This window comes from Kitasatospora sp. NPDC048407, from assembly GCF_043200475.1.
GTDB lineage: Bacteria > Actinomycetota > Actinomycetes > Streptomycetales > Streptomycetaceae > Kitasatospora.
Genome location: NZ_JBICXW010000007.1, coordinates 207125 through 225077 on the forward strand (window position 1 = coordinate 207125; position 17953 = coordinate 225077).

13 protein-coding genes are annotated in these 17953 nt (G+C 74.2%); 6 read left to right on the plus strand and 7 right to left on the minus strand.

What is annotated here, in order from left to right:
* Nucleotides 1-7 precede the first annotated feature (7 nt).
* A complete protein-coding gene (gene radA / locus ACGFWJ_RS16560; protein WP_387644037.1) occupies nucleotides 8-1528 on the minus strand; it encodes a DNA repair protein RadA in 1521 nt (506 codons plus the stop codon).
* Nucleotides 1529-1767: 239 nt separating this feature from the next.
* On the opposite strand from radA, the gene ACGFWJ_RS16565 reads away from it, so the two are divergent.
* Nucleotides 1768-3333, plus strand: coding sequence for a hypothetical protein (locus ACGFWJ_RS16565; protein ID WP_392949796.1), 1566 nt, complete (start codon nucleotides 1768-1770; stop codon nucleotides 3331-3333).
* 210 nt (nucleotides 3334-3543) lie between these two features.
* On the opposite strand, the gene ACGFWJ_RS16570 is transcribed toward ACGFWJ_RS16565, so the two are convergent.
* Nucleotides 3544-4875 carry a DUF1254 domain-containing protein gene (locus tag ACGFWJ_RS16570; RefSeq protein WP_392949799.1) on the minus strand — a complete coding sequence of 444 codons (1332 nt, stop codon included), beginning with the start codon at nucleotides 4873-4875 and terminating at the stop codon, nucleotides 3544-3546.
* 28 nt (nucleotides 4876-4903) lie between these two features.
* A complete protein-coding gene (locus ACGFWJ_RS16575; RefSeq protein ID WP_392949801.1) occupies nucleotides 4904-6220 on the minus strand; it encodes a DUF1254 domain-containing protein in 1317 nt (438 codons plus the stop codon).
* Between the two features lie 175 nt (nucleotides 6221-6395).
* Between ACGFWJ_RS16575 and ACGFWJ_RS16580 the strand changes: the two genes are divergently transcribed.
* Nucleotides 6396-7391, plus strand: a complete 996-nt coding sequence (locus ACGFWJ_RS16580) for an NAD-dependent epimerase/dehydratase family protein (protein WP_392949804.1) — start codon at nucleotides 6396-6398, stop codon at nucleotides 7389-7391.
* A 65-nt stretch (nucleotides 7392-7456) separates the two neighbouring features.
* Here the strand turns inward: ACGFWJ_RS16580 and ACGFWJ_RS16585 are convergent, their stop codons facing one another.
* Together ACGFWJ_RS16585 and ACGFWJ_RS16590 are read right to left on the minus strand one after the other, a co-directional pair.
* Entirely contained in the window at nucleotides 7457-8539 is a 1083-nt protein-coding gene (locus ACGFWJ_RS16585; RefSeq protein WP_392949807.1) for a family 2 encapsulin nanocompartment cargo protein polyprenyl transferase, read from the minus strand.
* A gap of 125 nt (nucleotides 8540-8664) precedes the next feature.
* On the minus strand, nucleotides 8665-10071 hold the full coding sequence (locus ACGFWJ_RS16590) for a family 2B encapsulin nanocompartment shell protein (protein ID WP_392949811.1): 1407 nt from the start codon (nucleotides 10069-10071) through the stop codon (nucleotides 8665-8667).
* A gap of 360 nt (nucleotides 10072-10431) precedes the next feature.
* On the opposite strand from ACGFWJ_RS16590, the gene ACGFWJ_RS16595 reads away from it, so the two are divergent.
* Nucleotides 10432-11502, plus strand: a complete 1071-nt coding sequence (locus tag ACGFWJ_RS16595) for an ATP-grasp domain-containing protein (RefSeq protein WP_392949814.1) — start codon at nucleotides 10432-10434, stop codon at nucleotides 11500-11502.
* A gap of 13 nt (nucleotides 11503-11515) precedes the next feature.
* Here the strand turns inward: ACGFWJ_RS16595 and ACGFWJ_RS16600 are convergent, their stop codons facing one another.
* Nucleotides 11516-12067, minus strand: a complete 552-nt coding sequence (locus tag ACGFWJ_RS16600) for a methylated-DNA--[protein]-cysteine S-methyltransferase (protein WP_392949816.1) — start codon at nucleotides 12065-12067, stop codon at nucleotides 11516-11518.
* 206 nt (nucleotides 12068-12273) lie between these two features.
* Nucleotides 12274-12498: a hypothetical protein gene (locus ACGFWJ_RS16605; RefSeq protein ID WP_392949819.1), complete on the minus strand. Its 225-nt coding sequence runs from the start codon at nucleotides 12496-12498 to the stop codon at nucleotides 12274-12276.
* Between the two features lie 176 nt (nucleotides 12499-12674).
* Between ACGFWJ_RS16605 and ACGFWJ_RS16610 the strand changes: the two genes are divergently transcribed.
* The 3 genes from ACGFWJ_RS16610 (at nucleotide 12675) to ACGFWJ_RS16620 (ending at nucleotide 17823) form a co-directional block, all read left to right on the plus strand.
* Nucleotides 12675-14006: a chloride channel protein gene (locus tag ACGFWJ_RS16610; protein ID WP_392949822.1), complete on the plus strand. Its 1332-nt coding sequence runs from the start codon at nucleotides 12675-12677 to the stop codon at nucleotides 14004-14006.
* Nucleotides 14007-14433: 427 nt separating this feature from the next.
* A complete protein-coding gene (gene lanA / locus ACGFWJ_RS16615) occupies nucleotides 14434-14586 on the plus strand; it encodes an SCO0268 family class II lanthipeptide (RefSeq protein ID WP_392949824.1) in 153 nt (50 codons plus the stop codon).
* Nucleotides 14587-14757: 171 nt separating this feature from the next.
* Entirely contained in the window at nucleotides 14758-17823 is a 3066-nt protein-coding gene (locus tag ACGFWJ_RS16620) for a lantibiotic dehydratase (protein WP_392950021.1), read from the plus strand.
* Nucleotides 17824-17953 lie beyond the last annotated feature (130 nt).

Genomic DNA, 17953 nt, shown 5'->3' on the forward strand with positions numbered 1-17953 from the left:
ACGAGGGTCAGGCCAGTTCGTCCGAGTCGAGCGGCTCCCAGCCCGCCATCATCTCGTCCGCGTACGCCGGAACCGGTGCGGCGGCGCGCTCCCGGGCGGGGGCCCGGCCGGCCGGAACGCCCTGCGGCGCGGCATCCTGACGGGGCTTCGAACGGGAGCGGCGGCCGGGGATCGCGCGCAGTGCCTCGCCGATGTCGGAGACCTCCACCACCTTCATGCCCGGCGGCACCTTGCCCGGGTCCGGCGGCACCAGGGCGTGGGTGAAGCCGAGCCGGTGCGCCTCGGCGAGCCGACGCTGAACGCCCGTCACCCGGCGCACCTCGCCGGCCAGGCCGACCTCGCCGATCGCCACCAGGTTGTTCGGCAGCGGCGTGTCGGTCGAGGAGGACGCCACCGCGAGGGCGATCGCCAGGTCCGCCGACGGCTCGGTGAGCTTCACGCCGCCGACGGTGGCGGTGTAGATGTCCTGCTTGCCGAGCTTCACACCACCGTGCCGCTCCACCACCGCCAGGATCATCGCGATCCGCGGCGACTCCAGGCCCGAGGTGGTGCGCCGCGGCGACGGGATCTGCGAGTCGACCATCAGCGCCTGCACCTCCGCCACCAGCGGGCGCTTGCCCTCCAGGGTGACGGTCAGGCAAGTGCCGGCCACCGGCTTGTCACGGCGTGTCAGGAACAGGCCGGACGGGTCGGCGAGGCCGACGATGCCCTCGTCGTGCAGCTCGAAGCAGCCGACCTCGTCGGTCGCCCCGTAGCGGTTCTTCACACCGCGGATCAGCCGCAGCCGGGCGTGCCGGTCGCCCTCGAAGGACAGCACCACGTCCACCAGGTGCTCCAGCAGGCGGGGGCCGGCGATCTGGCCGTCCTTGGTGACGTGGCCGACCAGCAGGGTCGCCATGCCTCGCTGCTTGGACTCCCGGATCAGCGCGCCCGCCACCTCGCGGACCTGGGCGGGGCCGCCTGGAGCGCCGTCGAGTTCGGCGGAGGCGATGGTCTGCACCGAGTCCAGGATCAGCAGGCCCGGGTTGACCGCCTCGATGTGGCCCAGCACCGCGCCGAGATCCTGCTCGGCGGCCAGGTACAGGTGCTCGGAGAGCGCGTTGATCCGGTCGGCGCGCAGCCGGACCTGCCCGGCGGACTCCTCGCCGGTGACGTACAGGGTGCGGTGCCGGTCGGTGGCGGCCTTCGCCGCGACGTCCAGCAGCAGGGTGGACTTGCCGACGCCCGGCTCGCCCGCGAGCAGCACCACCGCGCCCGGCACCAGGCCGCCGCCGAGCACCCGGTCCAGCTCCGGGACGCCGGTGGAGCGGGCGGTGGCCACCTGGCCGTCGACCTGCGCGATCGGCTTGGCGGGCGCGGAGACCGGCCCCGCCGCCGTGGTGCGGATCGGCACCGCGCCGTACTCCTCGACCGTCCCCCACGCGTTGCACTCGGGGCAGCGGCCGACCCACTTGGGCAGCTGGTGGCCGCACTCGGTGCAGCGGTACGCCGGGCGCGGCTTGGCGGAGGTCTTGGTACGGGCAGCCATGCGCGCCACGGTAGCGCCTCGCACCGACAGTGCCCGGCGGGCGGCGGCGGTCGGACGGCGGGTGGACGGCGGTCGGACGGCGGGTGGACGGCGGGCCGGGCGTCAACGCGGGGTGTCAACGTGGGGTGTCAACGGCCGGCGTCAACCGTGCGAACACGGGAGCGGTGGTGTTACCCGAAAGAAGGACAAGCGGTCCAAACCCACCGGGCGGAGGGTTTGGCCTGCCTACGGTCGATGACGTGACCACCGGCCAGCTCCACCCCGTCGACCCGTCCCCGGCCCTGCGGGCGTACGGCGCCTGCGTCGACGGGCTGTTCACCTACTGCCTGTCCGTACTCTGCGACCACGACGCCGCCACCGCGGCCGTGCTGGAGGTCCGCGACCTGGCCCGCCGCCACGGCGACCGGCTCACCGAACCGGCGCTGCTGCGCGCCTGGCTGTACGCGCTGGCCCGGAACCGCTGCCTGACCCGGCTGAACGGCACCGGCACCCCCGCCGCGGAGGCGGCGCCCGCACCCGACGTCCTCCGCGAGCAACGCCGCGAACTCGCCTCGCTGGCCTGGCCGGAGGCAGCCGGCACCGACCCGGAGCAGCGCGAGGCACTGGAACTGGCGGTCCGGCACCGGCTGGACGCCGGGGAGGTCGCGGCGGTGCTCGGCCTCACCCCCGAGGCCGCGGCCGCGCTGCTGGACGCCGCGGGCGCCGAGATCGGCCGGACCAGGACGGCACTGCTGGTGCTCGGCGTGGGCTCCTGCCCGCAACTGGCGCAGCTCGGCGGGGTCGGCGGGGTCGGTGCGGAGTCCGGGCCGGGCCGGGTGCTCGGCGCGGCGCTGCGCCGGGAGCTGGTGCTGCACCTGGAGGAGTGCCCGACCTGCCGCGGCACCGCCGAGCGGGTGGCCGGGCAGCTCGGGCAGGGCGTGGCCGGGCTGCCCGGCCTGCCGCTGCTGACGGCGCCGGCCCGACTGCGCCCCGCTCCGGCGACGGGCGGCACCGCGTTCCTGTCCGGCGCGGCGGCCGGTCGGCGGGCCGTGCGGGGGCTGGCCGGCGGCGAGCCGCAGTTCGACCGGCGCGGCTTCCCCCGGCACCGGGTGGTGGTGCCTTCGCGCGGCTCGGCGGTGCGCCAGCGGGTGGTGACCACGAGCGTGCTGGCGGCGGTGCTGGCCGCGCCGGTGGTGGCGCTGTGGAGCGCGCACCAGGGCGGCGACCGGGAGGGACGGGCGGCGGCGGTGTCCTCGGTGCGGGTGGACGCGCCGGTTCAGGAGGCGCAGCCGACCGTGGTGCTGCCGCCCGCGATGAGTTCCCTGCAGTTGGCCGGCGCGGTGGCCGCAGAAACGTCCCTGCCTACGGCTCCAAGTCCGGCGGTGACGATGCCCGCGCACGGCGCGTCCCGGCTGTCCGGCCCGACGCCGACACCTGCGCCCACGCCGGACGCCACCCGGGAGCAGCTGACCGTCGAGGCCCGCGCGTACGGCAGCCGCACGGTGCTCACGCTGACCAACTCCGGCGACACCGCGCTGACCTGGCACGCGGTGCTGGACGTCGACTGGCTGCGGCTCAGCCGGGACGACGGCACCCTCGCGCCGGGCCAGCGGATCACCGTCACCGTGACGGTGGACGAGACGCGCGCCCCGCAGACCCGGTGGACGGCGCGACTGGCGTTGCCGCCGTCCACTGCCGTGGTCACCCTGGAAGGCGGCGGCACCGAGCATCGTGGGGTGCCGACGCCGACGCCTTCGCCCGACGCCACGCCGTCTCCCACGGAGAGCCCGAGTCCGTCGGCAACGCCCAGCGCGTCGCCGTCCTGACGTAGCGGGTGGGCGCGGGGGACTGCGCGACAAGCGCAAGCCCTGTCCGCCAGGTCGCAATCACGTGCAAGTCACTGTCCTGCGCCGCGATCTTGCCGACGAACGCGTTCCCCTTCGCGCAGTTCCGCCCCCTCGCTTCGCTGGGGGTACCCCCAGCGCCCCTGTTTTCGCACCCGCTCGCGCCCCTGGCTTGCCACCTGCTCGCGCCCGTCAGCGTGGGTGGATCGGCGGGAGGCGGTAGGTGCCGTCGAGGATGGCGTCCTGTGGCTGGTACATCCGCACCATCGGGCGGAAGCCGGAGGACGGGGTGGGCAGCCAGTTGGCGAACTCGTCGGGGTCGGTGGGCTGGCGGTGCTGGAGGTAGAGGGTGAGTGAGCCGTCGGGGGCGCGGACCAGGCCGGGGGTGCGGTCGCCGATGGAGAAGCGGTCGATGTCGTTGGGGACCAGCAGGTATTCGGGGGTGTCGTACATGGTGACCGACCAGAACGCGCCCACCGGCGGCGGCTGTTCGAAGCGCAGGGTGTAGGAGCGGGCGCCGTCCAGTGGGTGGCCGTCGGAGTCGTGGTAGGTGGTGGCGTAGGCGGCTTCGTAGGCGTGGTTGCCCCACAGGGCGGTGCGGGCTGCGACGGCGCGGGTGAGGTAGGTGGCGCGGCGGTCGGCGACCTTCCACTGTGGCTCGTCGCGGGTGCCGGGGCCGAGGTGGTCGAGGTTGTAGTCGAACAGGTGGAGGTTGACGGTCCATTCGCCGGTGGGTTCGACGGTGCCGGTGCTCGCCGCCTCCACTCGTTCGCGGCCTGCGGCCAGGCCCTTGGCGAGCGCCTGCGCCCACTCGGCGGGGCCGTCGAGGTACGGGGAGCGGCCCCGGTCGAGAATTCCGATCGGGGCGAAGCGGTGCTGGAACTCGACGTCGGCGGGGGCGGGCGGGAACGCCGCCGCCCACACCCGCAGCCGTTCCAGGAACCCCAGTTCCTCGGGGATGCCGGCGGTCGGCTCGGGGAGCCCGGCGAGTTCCGCGCCCGTTTCGAGCGGGGTGAGCGTCAACTCCCGTTGCAGCGCCCGCACTCGGGGCAGATCCTCGGGTCCGGCGCAGGCGTGGCGCGCCGCGATGGCCGCGACGGTGGTCGGTGCGGTGATCACCGGTACGCCTTCGGGCGGGGTGCCGCGCCAGTGCGGCGGGGTGATCAGCCAGGTCTGCTCGGCGGTGCCGGACGAACGGCGGCCCAGGTAGGCGAAGTTGTTGGTCCAGGCGTCGATGAACTGGAGCACGTAGTAGGCCCCGGCGGAGTCCGGGACGTGCAGCAGCAGCGGGCCGCCGGACAGGTCGAGCGGGGCCACCGAGTACACCGTGTCGTTGTTGACCGACACGAAGTGCGAGTCGGGGGTGGCCAGTTCGGTGCCGTGCCCGAAGGTGTTCCAGGCGGTCGGGGGGATCGAACCCATGCCCCGCCGGTGGATGGTGTCCACCATGGTCAGGTCGGCGACCAGCGGGTAGCCGTACACGAAGGCCTCGGCGGCCAGCATCTCGGGCGTGGCGTCAACCATGGCGAACGTCCTTTTCTGCTCGGCGGGTTCAGCGGGGGGTGGGCGTCGGCAGCTGCCAACTGCCGTTCAGCAGCGCGGGTTCCGGCCCGTACGCGCGCACCACGACCTGGTACGGGCCGGCCGGGGCGGGCAGCCAGTTCGCCAACTCGGCGGGGTCGGTGGGGCGTTCGTGCTGGAGGTAGAGCGTCAGCGAGCCGTCGGGGCCGTACACCAGGCCGGGGGTGCGGTCGCCGATCGAGTACCGGTCGATCTCGTTGGGCGCCAACTGCCGTTCCGGGAAGCGGTACATGGTCGCCGACCAGAAGTACCGGGCCGGCGGGAGCTGCCCGGGCCCGAAGCGCAGCACGGTCGGCAGCCGGCCGCCCGCCTCGGACTCCCAACCCCCGTACCAGGCCTCCTCGGCGGGTAGCCCGTACAGGCCGGTGAGCGCGCCGCACGCACGGTCCAGGTACCGGGTGCCGAGCTGCTCACGGGTGCCGAACAGCGCGGTGCCGTCGGCCGCGCCCCGCGCCGCCCCGGCCAGTTGCCCGCGGCCGTCCGCCACTCCCTCCAGCATCGCCGCCCGGGCCTCGGCGGACAGCGCGGCGGGCTCGAAGTCCCCTGATCCCACGCCGAGTTCGGCCAGCTGCTCGCGCAGTTCGGCGTCGGCGGGCAGCACCGGAACGAAGCTCAGCAGGAAGTCCAGGAAGGTGAAGAACTCCAGCGTTCCGAGCACCTCTTCGCCGCGCCACACCGGCCACACCGGCTCGGACGCCACCGGCCGCGGGGTGCCCAGGTGCTCGCTGAGCGGCATCAGCCGGTACCCGGCCTGCACCCGTCGCAGCTCCGGCTCGTCGGCCGGCCCGGCCAGGTACGTCCGGCCGACGATGCCCGCCAGGTTGGTGTCCGTCCGCACCACGCCGTCGAAGCCGGCCGGCGGATCGGCCCGGTGGCCGGGGCCGGCGATCAGGTAGCGGCCGCCGCCGTTGCCGGTGGCCCGGGTGCCGACGAAGCCCGCGTACGCGGTGTCCAGATCGTGCACCGGCAGCACGTGGTACCGGTCGGTGGCGGGCACCTCCAGCACCCAGGGTTCGGCCCGCAGGTCGAGCCACGCCCACGAGTACGGCGTGTCGTTGTTCGGCGTCACCACGTCCGTGTCGGCGGGGGTGAACGGGCGCGAGAAGTGCCGGAACACCCCGAAACCCCCGATGTACCGGGGGTCCGCGTCGTCGATCGCCTGCGGGTGCAGCGTCCCGTAGTTCGCCAGCATCGGGTAGCCCCAGATCCACGCCTGCGCCGCCGTCCGCCGGACCGCCGCCGGATCCACCCTGGCCGGGCCGCCCATGCCGTCCACCCATCTCCCCACGAAAGGGATCATTCAGACATACCGGTACACCGGGGATGCTATGCCGCCCACCGCCCGTCCGGCGCCCCGACCCTCCGACCGGCCGTCAGGGGACCTCCCCCGTCGGCGGACCTTCCGGCTCTGCCCGTAGCTAAGAGTGCGGATGACCGGCCGCCGGAGCGGACACCCTGAGGCCATGGACATCCTTCTGCTCGGCGGCTCCAAGTTCCTCGGGCGCGCCTACGCCGCCGAGGCACTCGCCCGCGGCCACCGCGTCACCACCTTCAACCGCGGTGTCAGCCGCACCGACCTGCCCGGCGTGGAGGCCGTCCACGGCGACCGCACCTCGCTCGACGACCTGCACCGGCTCGTCGACGGCCGGCAGTGGGACGCCGTGATCGACACCTCCGGACAGCAGCCGCACGACGTCGCCACCACCGCCCGGCTGCTCCGCGACCGGGCCGGCCACTACGGCTTCGTCTCCTCCGTCCACGCCTTCGCCGACTGGCCCGCCCTCCCGGTCGACGCCGACTCCCCCACCCTCGAATGCGCCGGCGACGTCGGGCCGGACCAGCCGTTCGCCAACGCCCTCAAGGCCGGCTGCGAACGCGCCCTGCTCGACAACTTCGGCCCCGCGACAATCCTCAACTGCGGCCTGCTGATCGGCCCCCATGAACCGATCGGCCGCCTCCCCTGGTGGCTCGACCGGATCGCCCGCGGCGGCCGCGTGCTCGCACCCGGCGCCCCCGAGAACCCGCTCAGTCTGATCGACGCCCGGGACTTCGCCGCGTTCGGCCTCGACCTCGCCGAACAGCGCGCGACCGGGCGGTTCGTCACCACCTCGCCGATCCGGTCGGCGACGATGGGCGAGTTCCTGGAGGCGTGTCGCTCCGCGACCGGGTCCGACGCGGAGTTCGTCTGGACCCCCGACGCGACGCTGCTCGCCGCCGAGGTCGCGCCCTGGGTCGAACTCCCGCTCTGGGCACCGGTCGTGGACGGGTGGCACGGGACCTGGCACGCGGACAGTGCGCCTGCGCTGGCGGCCGGGCTGCGGATCCGGCCGCTCGCGGAGACCGTCCGGGACACGTGGGAGTGGCTGGAGTCGGGTGGGCGTGCGGAGGTCAGCTACCGGCAGCTGGACACTCCGTTGGGGATCGAGCGGGAGAAGGAAGAGGCGCTGCTCGGGGGGTGACGGCAGGCGGGTGCGAAACCGGGGGCGCGGCGCAGTTCCCCGCGCCCCCGTTTGTGCTTCCCCGATCAGTAGCTGCGGCGGGTGACCAGCTCCGCCAGGGCGAGCAGTTCGTCGGTGCGGGTCGGGTCCGGGACTGCCACCGCGAGGTGGCTGATGGCGGTGGCCATGCGTTCGCAGCTCTCGCCCTGGGCCCAGGCGCGGCCGCCGGCGCGGTCGACTGCGGTGGCGGCGGCGGCGAGGTCTGCGGGGCTGAGGGGGCGGCCGGAGGCGTAGAGCGTGGCGAGGTCCGCGCCGGCGGGGGTGGTGGAGGAGAGCGCGTGGACGACCGGGAGGGACTTCTTGCGGGCGGCGAGGTCCGCGCCGACCGGCTTGCCGGTGACCGCGGGGTCGCCCCAGATGCCGATCAGGTCGTCGATCAGCTGGAAGGCGAGGCCGATCTCGCGGCCGAAGGCGTCCATCGCGTCGGCGGTGGCGGCGTCCGCGCCGGCGTACAGCGCGCCGAGGGCGCACGCGCAGCCGAGGAGGGCGCCGGTCTTGCTCTCCGCCATGGCGAGGCACTCGGCGAGGGTGACGTCGGAGCGCTGTTCGAAGGAGCAGTCGGCCTGCTGGCCGGCGCAGAGTTCGACCACGCAGTCGGCGAGGCGGCGGACGGCGGCCGCGGCGGCGGGGTGGGGGTCCTCGGCGAGTACCCGGAGGGCGAGGGAGTGCATGGCGTCGCCGGCCAGGATCGCGCCGGTGGTGCCGAACACCCGCCAGGCGGTGGGGCGGTGGCGGCGGGTGTGGTCGCGGTCGAGGACGTCGTCGTGCAGCAGGGTGAAGTTGTGGACGAGTTCGACGGCGGCGGCGGCCCGGACGGCGTCCTGCGGGCGGCCGCCGACGGCCTGGGTCGCGGCGAGCACCAGGGCGGGGCGGATCGCCTTGCCGGCGCCGGCCGCGCTCGGGGTGCCGTCGGACTCCAGCCAGCCGAAGTGGTAGCCGGCGATCTGCCGCATCGAGTCCGGGAGGGTGTCCACGGCGGCGCGCAGCGCCGGGTCGACCACGGTGCGGGCCCGGCCGAGCAGGGCGAGCGCCTCGGCGGTGTCGCGGGCGCCCTCGACGGGGGTGGTGTTCTCGCTGTGCTGTCCGCGTTCGGACACGGTGATGGCCATGGTGAGTCCTCCCCCTGGGCCCGCCCCGGGTGCGGGGCGCGGCGGATCTCCGCGTCGGCCGAGTGCCGGCGCGGTCGGCGGGCGGGCCCGGGACGGCGGGCCCGCCGCGCGGTCGGTCGTGCCGGTCAGCCGTGCCAGTTGGCGACGTCCACGTTCTCCAGCACGCCGATGGCGTCCGGGACGAGGATCGCGGCGGAGTAGTAGGCGCTGACCAGGTAGGAGATGACCGCCTTCTCGTCGATCCCCATGAAGCGGACGTTCAGCCCGGGCTCGACCTCGTCGGGCAGCTTGCCGGGGTGCAGGCCGACCACGCCCTGGTTGTCGGCGCCGACGCGCATCGCCAGGATCGAGGTGGAGCCGTTCACCACCGGGATCTTGTTGCAGGTGTAGATCGGGACGCCGCGCCAGGTGGGGACCGTCTTGCCGTCCACCTGCACGGTCTCCGGGTACAGGCCGCGGCGGTTGCACTCCCGGCCGAAGGCGGCGATGGCCTTCGGGTGGGCGAGGTAGAACTTGGTGCTGCGGCGGCGGCAGAGCAGTTCGTCCATGTCGTCGGGGGTGGGCGGGCCGGAGTGGGTCTGGATCCGCTGGCTGTACTCGGCGTTGGCCAGCAGGCCGAACTCCGGGTTGTTGACCAGCTCGTGCTCCTGGCGTTCGCGCAGCGCCTCGATGGTCAGCCGCAGCTGGTGCTCGGTCTGGTCCATCGGCTTGTTGTAGAGGTCGGCGACCCGGCTGTGCACCCGCAGGACCGTCTGGGCGACGCTCAACTCGTACTCGCGGGGCGTGAGTTCGTAGTCGACGAAGGCGGTGGGCAGGCCGTACTCGCCCTCGTGGCCGGCCGACATGCCGATCTCCGCCTCGCCCTTGCGGTTCTGCGGCAGCTGGGAGTCCGCGACGAAGGCGAGGATCTGGTCGCGCAGCGCCTCGGAGCGGTCCGCGAGCTCCTGGAAGGCCGGCCAGGACAGCACCATCACCGTTCCGGCGGTGCTCGCCTTGACGCTGTAGGGCCAGCGGCGGTCGGCGACGGTGAGTGCCTCGTCGCCGATGTGGTCGCCGTCGGCGAAGGTGCCGAGCACGGTGGCGTCGCCGTACCGGCCGGTGCCGATCTTGTCGACCTTGCCGTGCGCGACCAGGTAGACCTCGTCGATCTCGTGGCCCTGCTCGATCAGCAACTCGCCTGCCGCGAAGTCCCGTTGGACGAACCGGCCGGCCAGCTCGACGAGCAGCTCGTCGTCCTCGAAGCCGCGCAGCACCGGCACCTCGCGGAGCGTGGGCGGCACGACGGAGACCTGTCGGCCGGTCTGCGCGAAGCCGACCCGGCCCCGGCCCACCGCGTACGACAGCCGCCGGTTCACCCGGTAGGTGCCGCCGGAGACCTCCACCCAGGGCAGCGCGCGCAGCAGCCAGCGGTTGCTGATCTCCTGCATCTGCGGGGCCGACTTGGTGGTCGACGCGAGGTTCTTGGCCGCCGCCACCGAGAGGCTGCTCTGCGGCCTCGACTGGGCGGTTCCGGCGGTGGTTTCGGTCGTCATGTCCGAGGGCCTCGTGATCGCGTCGACGGCGGTTTTCGGCAACCATGCTGACGCCCGGTCAGGTAGCGCGGCAATCACTCGTGCGAGTGAATCAGGTGTGCGAGGCGAATGGTGCGACCAGCGCACTGGATCGATCATCGTTCGATCCGCGCGAGCCCCCCGGCGCCTTCCCGCACGCCCCGAAAGGCCCTGCCGGACAGCGGATTTCGAAGCGTCCGCACAGCTCACCGGCCCGTTGTTCGAATCGCTCCGGAACAGCGCTAAGGTGGCCCCCACACCGCATGGTGACCGCCGCCACAGCGCAGGCGAACCGGTCGGTGATGACCTCCCATTGGCACGCCCTCCTCCGGGGAGACTTCCGTGACCGCGCCCGTCCGCGTCTGGCTGAACCGCACCTACGCCGAGAACGTCTTCTTCATCGAGCTGCTGCGGTCCGCGCCGCGCCCGGTGCACGTCCTGGCTACCCACGTCGACCCGGACTCGCCGGTGCTCGCCGCCGCCGACCTCGGGTTTCTGGAACCGGACCGGCTCTCCGCCGAGAGTTACGTGGAATTCGCGCTGGAATTCTGCGCCCGCCACCGGATCGACGTATTCCTGCCCCGCCTGCACCAGTTGGCGATATCGCTGCGCCGCCGCGAATTCGAGGTACTCGGCACCGCGCTGATCTGCCCGCCCGCGCCCGCGATCGCGCTGTTCACCAGTAAGGCGGAGGGCTACCGCGCCCTCGACGCCGCCGGCCTGCCCACCCCGCTGTGGCGGCACGCCGACACCGCGGCCCAACTGCTGGTCGCCGTCGAGGAGATCGAGGCCACCGGCGCCCCCGCCTGCCTGAAGCCCGCGAGCGGCGCCGGCGGCGAGGGCTTCCGGATCCTCACCCGCGAACCGTTCAGCCTCCGGCGGCTCGCCGGGTACGTCGACGCGCGGGTCCAACTCGACCAGGTGATGGGCGCGTTGAGGTCATCCACCACGCCCGCCGACCTGCTGGTGATGCCCTACCTGAACGGCCCCGAGGTATCGGTGGACTGCCTCGCCGACCAGGACGGGCGCCTGCTCGCCGCCGTCGGCCGCACCAAGCAGGGCCGCCGCCGCAGCTTCACCGTCGACCCCCGCTACCTGGAGCCGGCCCGCCGGCTGGTCGAGCAGTTCGGCGTCGGGCACCTCTCCAACGTCCAGTTCCGGCACGAGGCGGACGGCCGTCCCGTCGTGCTCGACATCAACACCCGGCCGTCCGGCGGACTGCACCAACTCCGGCTCTGCGGACTCAACTTGCCAGTCGCGGCTCTTGAACTGGCGCTCGGCGCACGGCCGTTGCTGCCCGAGGTGGACGAACTCGCGCTCGGCGAGTACACCTTGGTGTCCGGCGTCCAGGCAGTCCTGCCGCGCCAGGCCGCGGCCCCCGCGCTGGAACGGCTGGACGGGGCGCTGCTGTAGCTCCCCCTTGCGGTCAGCCCGTCGGCCCGGACCAGTCCAGGGTCGGCGGCAGTACGCCTTCCAGGGTGAGCAGCCAGCGCTTGACCTCCACCCCGTGCCAGGCGCCACCGAACCCGCCCAGCCCGTCGGCCGCCACCACCCGATGGCACGGCACCAGCAACGGCAGCGGATTGGCCCCCATCATCTGCCCGACCGTCCGGGCCGGCAGCCCCGGCTCGGGCAGGTCGTCGAACACTCCGCTGCGGGTGGCGAGTTCGCCGTAGGTGGTGGTGCGGCCGTACGGCACCTCGGTCAACAGGCAGCGCAGCACCGCCAGTTGGGGTCCGGTCGTGAAGCGCCAGTCGATCGGCAGCTCCAACTCCGTTCGCCGCCCGGCGAAGTACTCGCCGACCCGGGCCTCCACCAGCGACCGCTTGCGCGCGTCCCCGCACTCCGGCACGCCCACCGGCCGTCCCGCGAACGTCTCCCCCGCGTACGTCGCCGCCGCCACCCCGTCCGCCGTCACGCCGAACTTCATCGGGCCACTGGGCAGCGGCGTGGCCACGGTCACCCACGACAGCTCCATGCCTTCAACCTAGCGGCTTCGGAGGAGGGCGGGTGCGGGGAACTGCGCGACAAGCGCACACCGGTCCGTGAGGTCGCGAGCACGTGCAAGTCATTGTCCTGCGTCGCGATCTTCCCGGCGAGTGCTTTCCGCTTCGCGCAGTTCCGCCCCCTCGCTTCGCTGGGGGTACCCCCAGCGCCCCCGGTTTCGCGCCCGCCTGCTGTCGCTCAGAGGTGGTCGCGGAGGTAGTCCGCCAGGTGGTGGCACCAGGTGGCGAGTTCGGCGCGGTCCGGGGGGTCGCCGCCGGAGAGGGCGGCGGTCGCGGCGGCGGGGAGCTGGCCGGTCGCGGCGAGGCGGGAGAGGCCGGAGAGGACGCCGGCGAGCCGTTCGGCGTCGGTGTGGCTGAGCATCACGAGTGCGTCGGTGTGGCCGATGGTCATGGAGCCGGGCATCGGGTTCTCCTCGGGTCGGTCCCCCCGGGTGGCTGGGCCCCCTTTTGTCCACGGTACGACCGGTGCGGTGGGCCCGCGCGAGCGCCGCTCGCCCGTTCGGCGCGCCCGGATGGCCGGGGGTGGCGGTCGGCAGGACGGTCGGAGGAGGTGTGTGCGGGTGAGGCAGGGGAGCGCAGATGGCAGAGCGGGCGACACCCGGGATTCGTGAGCTGCTCCGCAGTCCCGGTTACCTGCGGTTGCTGCTGGTGTCCGCGCTGGTGGGTGTGCCGGTCTCGCTGGCGGCCTTCGGGTTCGTGAGCCTGGAGCACGAGTTGCAGCACTGGGTGTGGGAGTCGGCGCCGGAGGCCTTGGGGTACGGGCGGGCGCCGTGGTGGTGGCCGTTGCCGGCGTTGGCGTTGGCGGGTCTGTTGCTGGCACCGATCGTGACCCGGATGCCGGGGCGGGGCGGGCACGTGCCGGTGCACGGGCTGGGCGGGCCGCCGACGCTGCCGGTGGAGGTGCCCTCGGTGGTGCTGGCGGCGCTGGCGGCGCTGCCGCTGGGCGCGGTGCTGGGTCCGGAGGCGCCGTTGATGGCGCTGGGCAGTGGCCTGGCGCTGCTGGCGGTGGGCCGGGCGCGGCCGGAGGCCAGTCCGTTGCTGGTGCCGATGCTGGGTGCGGCCGGATCGACCGCGGCGATCTCGACGATCTTCGGAAGTCCGCTGGTGGCGGCGGTGCTGATGATCGAGGCGGCGGGTCTGGGCGGGCCGCAACTGACCTTGCTGCTGTTGCCGTGTCTGCTGTCGTCGGGGGTGGGCGCGCTGGTGTTCACCGGATTCGGGCACTGGACGGGGCTGACGATCGGGGCGTTGCGGCTGCCGGAGGTACCGAAGGCGGCGCTGCCGGATGCGGCGGACTTCCTGTGGGGGGTGCCGCTGGCGATGGTGATCGCGGTGCTGATGGTCGCGGGGCAGACGCTGGGCCAGCGGTTCGCGGCGTTCACGGCGCAGCGCACGGCGGTGCGGACGGTGATCTGTGCGGTGCTGGTGGGTCTGTGTGTGACGGGGTACGCGGTGACGACGGGCCGGTCGCCGGAGGAGGCGGCGCTGTCGGGGCAGGCGACGCTGGGGCAGTTGGCGGCGGATCCGCAGGCGTGGTCGGTGGGGGCGTTGCTGGCGCTGGTGGTGTTCAAGGGGTTGGGCTGGGGGGTGGCGCTGGGGTCGCTGCGGGGTGGCCCGATCTTTCCGGCGGTGCTGCTGGGTGCGGCGCTCGGGGTGGCGGTGGGCGGGTTGCCGGGGCTGGGGGTGGCGGCGGGCCTGGCGGCGGGGTTGGCGGCGAGCACTGCGGCGGTGACCCGGTTGCCGGTGACGAGCACGGTGCTGGCGGCGGCGCTGCTGGGTGATCAGGCGGCGGATTCGCTGCCGTTGGTGATCGTCTGCGTGGTGGTGTCGTTCCTCACCGCGACGTTCGTGCACCGGGTGGCGGCGGACGCGTCGCACGGGCGGTCGGACTCGTCGTCCACGGCCGGTTGACCGAATACCACCCCCGGGCGGCAAAGTTTGAGTCAAAACGGTGAAGGTTCGTCGAACCGGTCATGGACTCCTGTCGCACCGGCCACACCGCTCCCCCTCCCACCACCCGGGAGCAGGAGTGTTCATCGTTTTCACTACTGAAACCCCTCCACCCGCACACACGTCGGAAATGGACAGCGTGCGTACCCGCCCGGTCAGGCCCGACCGACCGGCCGGTCAGCGACGAACCGCAGGTGGCGGGGGTCGCGGCGGCGTTCGGCGGGCGCCCGGCGGTCGTCTGCCGGCAGGTTGGCCAGTCCGGCACTCACCACATGGTGGGAAGCCGGGAAAAGGTTGGCCTCGGCGCCGAAAGCGAACCCCCGTTCGCAGCAGGCACTCCGGCCGGGACACCGTTGCGGCCGAACCGACGAGCCCTCTGGAGGGGAACATGCGTACCGAGATCCTCGTGCAGCAGGACAGCGACCTCGACCTCGACCTTCGCATCGCGGAGGTCTCGGACGAGACCCAGGCGTTCGGCCAGGGCACCTTCACCTCTCCGAGCAGCTACGCGATCGGCACCCGCTGCCCGAAGTGCTGCTGACGTCACGTCGGTAGACCACGTGCGCGGGGCGGGCTGCGGCCCGCCCCGCGTTCTTCGTTCTCCGCAGTCTCCCGCAGCCGCAGTTGCCCGCCGTTTCCGACCGTGAGGGACACCACGAACGTGCGACCTGAGCAGGACCTGTTCGAGATCCGCGAGCCGGTGCTGGTGCGGATGGCCAGCACGCCCCGGACCGGTGCCGAGGCCCGGATCGACCCGGACGACCCTGTCCCGGGGGTGCGCCGGCTGGCCGCGAACCCGCTGCTGCGGCAGGCCGTCGAGGTCGCCAGCGGCAGCCTCGCGCTCAGCCTGCAGCGTCTCGGCGAGCCCGACGGCGCGGCCGCGCTCGGCCGGAAGCGGACCGTCAGCGCCGCCCGCACACTGACCCGCTACGCCCGCCGTTCGGGCGGCCGGCCCACCCCGTTCGGCCTGTTCGCGGGCGTCGGCCGGGCGAGCTTCGGGGCCGCCGCGAAGTCCTCGCCCGCCGGGGCCGGCCAGGTCCGGGTGCGCCTGGACGGCGGCTGGCTGCACCGCCGGGTGCTGGCCTGGCTGGCCGTTCCGGAGGTCCGCCGCCGGGTCGAGGTGGTGCTGGACGACCTCTCCGTGCTGCGCGACGGCCGCCTGCTGCGGCACACCGGCGAGCGCGAACTCTCGGTGCGCGACAACGCGCTGGTGGCCCGGGTGCGCGAGCTGGCGGCCCGGCCGGTCGGGTACGCGGCGCTGCTGGACGACCTGGCCGGGCGCTTCCCGCAGCTGCCCGCCGAGCGGATCGACGCGCTGCTGGCCGGCCTCGTCCAGCACGGTTTCCTGCTCACCTCGCTGACCCCGCACCGGATCGACGACGCGCTGCTGACCAGGATCGAGTCCGCCGTCGACGGCGTGGTGCCGGGCGCGGCCGAGGGGCTGCGCGCCGTCCGCGCCGCCGCGGCCGCCCACGAACGCGACCGGCCCGGCGAGGGGCTGGAGTCCTGGCGGGCCCTGCTGGACGAGGTCCGGGCGCTCGACCCGGCCGACCGGGCCGGGGAGCGGCCGCCCGTCCAGGTCGACCTGCGGATGCCCGCCGACCTGGTGCTGCCCGAGGCGATCGGCGAGGAGGTGCGCCGGTACGCCGCCGCGATCTGGGCGATCACGCCCGAATGGACCACGCTCGAGCACCTGCGCGACTACCGGGAACGGTTCGTCGAGCGCTACGGCACCGCGAGCGCCGTCCCGCTGGGCGACCTCGCCGACCCGCACCGCGGCCTCGGCCTGCCCGCCGAGTACGGCGGCGCACTGCCCACGCACGCGCGCTCCGGGCCCGGCGACGACGCCGACCGCTCCCGTCGCAACGCCGTCGCCGAGCTCGTCCAGCAGGCCGTCATGTCCGGCCGCGACCTGGAACTGGACGACGCCGACATCGCCCGGCTCGCCGCCGCCGCCGGCCACACCCCGGGCAGCAGCCGCCCGCCGCGCACCCTGGAACTCTGCTTCCAGCTGCTCGCCGACTCCACCGCCGCCCTCGACCGCGGCGAGTTCCTGCTGCTCGGCAGCCCGCACATCGGCTCCTGGACGGCCGGCGCCACCGCCGGCCGGTTCGCCGACCTGGCCGGCCTGACCGACGGCCTCGCCGCGCTCGCCGCCGGGCCCGACGAGTCCGCCGGGTCCCCCGGGAACGCAGTACTGCCCGTCCAGGTCGAGCTGGCCCCGCGCGACCCGCGCTCGCTGAACATCGTCCAGGTGCCGCAGCTGCTGCCGCACCGCCTGCCGATCGGGGTGCCCGCCGACCGCGGCGACCCGCACTGCCTGGACTGGCGCACCCTGCTGGTCGCCGCAGGCGAGGACGGGCTGCGCCTGCTGCACCCGGAGACCGGCCGCCCGATCGTCCCCGTCTTCCCGCACATGCTCGCCCTGGACGCGCAGGCCCCGCCGGTCGCCCGCTTCCTGTCCGAGCTGGCCGCCGCCCGCCCCCGGGTGTGGTCCGGCTGGGACTGGGCGGGCCTGGACACGCTGCCCTACCTGCCCGCCGTCCGCTACGGCCGGGTCCTCACCACCCCGCGCCGCTGGCTGCCCGGCCGCCGCCTGCGCGACGCCGCCCGCACCGCCGGGCCGGCCGCCTGGGCGGAGGGCCTGCGCGAGTGGCGCGAACGCTTCCGGGTGCCCGACCGGCTGCAGATCGCCAGCAACGACCGGATGTTCCCGATCGACCTGCGCGAGACCTGGGACACCGACCTGCTGCGCGCCGAACTCACCGCCCCCGAACCGCGGTTCCAGCTCTACCAGGACCTCACCGCGGACGGCGCCGGCCTCGGCTGGAACCACGGCCACAGCACCGAGATCGTCGTCCCGCTGTTCCGCGCCCCCGCGCCGGAACCCGCCGCCGACGGCCGCCCACCGCTCGCCAGGTCGGCGCTGCGCATCGCCCCGACCGCCGTCCATCTGCCCGGCGAGGACTGGCTGTTCGTCAAGCTGTACGCCGACCCGTCCGCGCACGAGACGCTGCTCGCCGACCACCTGCCCGCGCTGCTCACCGACCTCGGCGACGACATCGACCGCTGGTTCTTCCTCCGCTACCGCGACCCCGAACCGCACCTGCGGCTGCGCCTGCACGGCGACCCCGCCGTCCTGAACGCCCGGGTGCTGCCCGCGCTCGGCGCGCGCGTCCGGCAGCTGATCGGCACCGGCGCGCTGCGCACCATGGCGCTCGACGTGTACCGGCCGGAGACCGACCGCTACCTCGGTCCGGACGCCCAGCAGGCCGCCGAGGAACTGTTCCTGACGGACAGCCAGTCCGCGGTCCTCCAGTTGCAGGCCCGCCGCGCCGGGGCGGCCGCCGTGCCGGACGAGGTGCTGGCCGCCGTCGGCCACGCCGTGCTGCTGGACTCGCTCGGCGACTGGGACTGGTGCGGCTGGGCCGACCACCTGTTCAGCAAGGGCCCCGACCACCAGGTCTACCAGCGCCACCGCGCCCTCACCGACCGGCTGATCCGCCCCGGCGACGCCGCCCGGCACGCCGCCGAACTGCTCGGCGTCCCCGCCCTGGCCACCCTCTGGACGGACTCCCCCGCGCCGCGCGCCTTCGGCCGGCTGCTGCTGGCCGCGCCCGAGGCCGACCGCGACGAGGCGCTGATGTCGCTGCTGCACATGCGTCACAACCGGCTGTTCGGCAGCGACCCGGCCGCCGAGGCCCGCGGCTACGCCGTCCTGCGCGGCGCGGCGCGCTCCCTGCTCGGCCGCCGGGCCCACGCGGGCGGCGCGCAGTGACATGGCGTCAGCCACCGGGATTCGGCGGCGTTGTACCCGGAGCCGGCGGAGTTGCGCGGGGCCAGAAGCGGCGCCGGCCCGTTGCGCCGCCCGGCGACGCGCCTTCGGCCTGCCTCGCCCGGACGTCCCC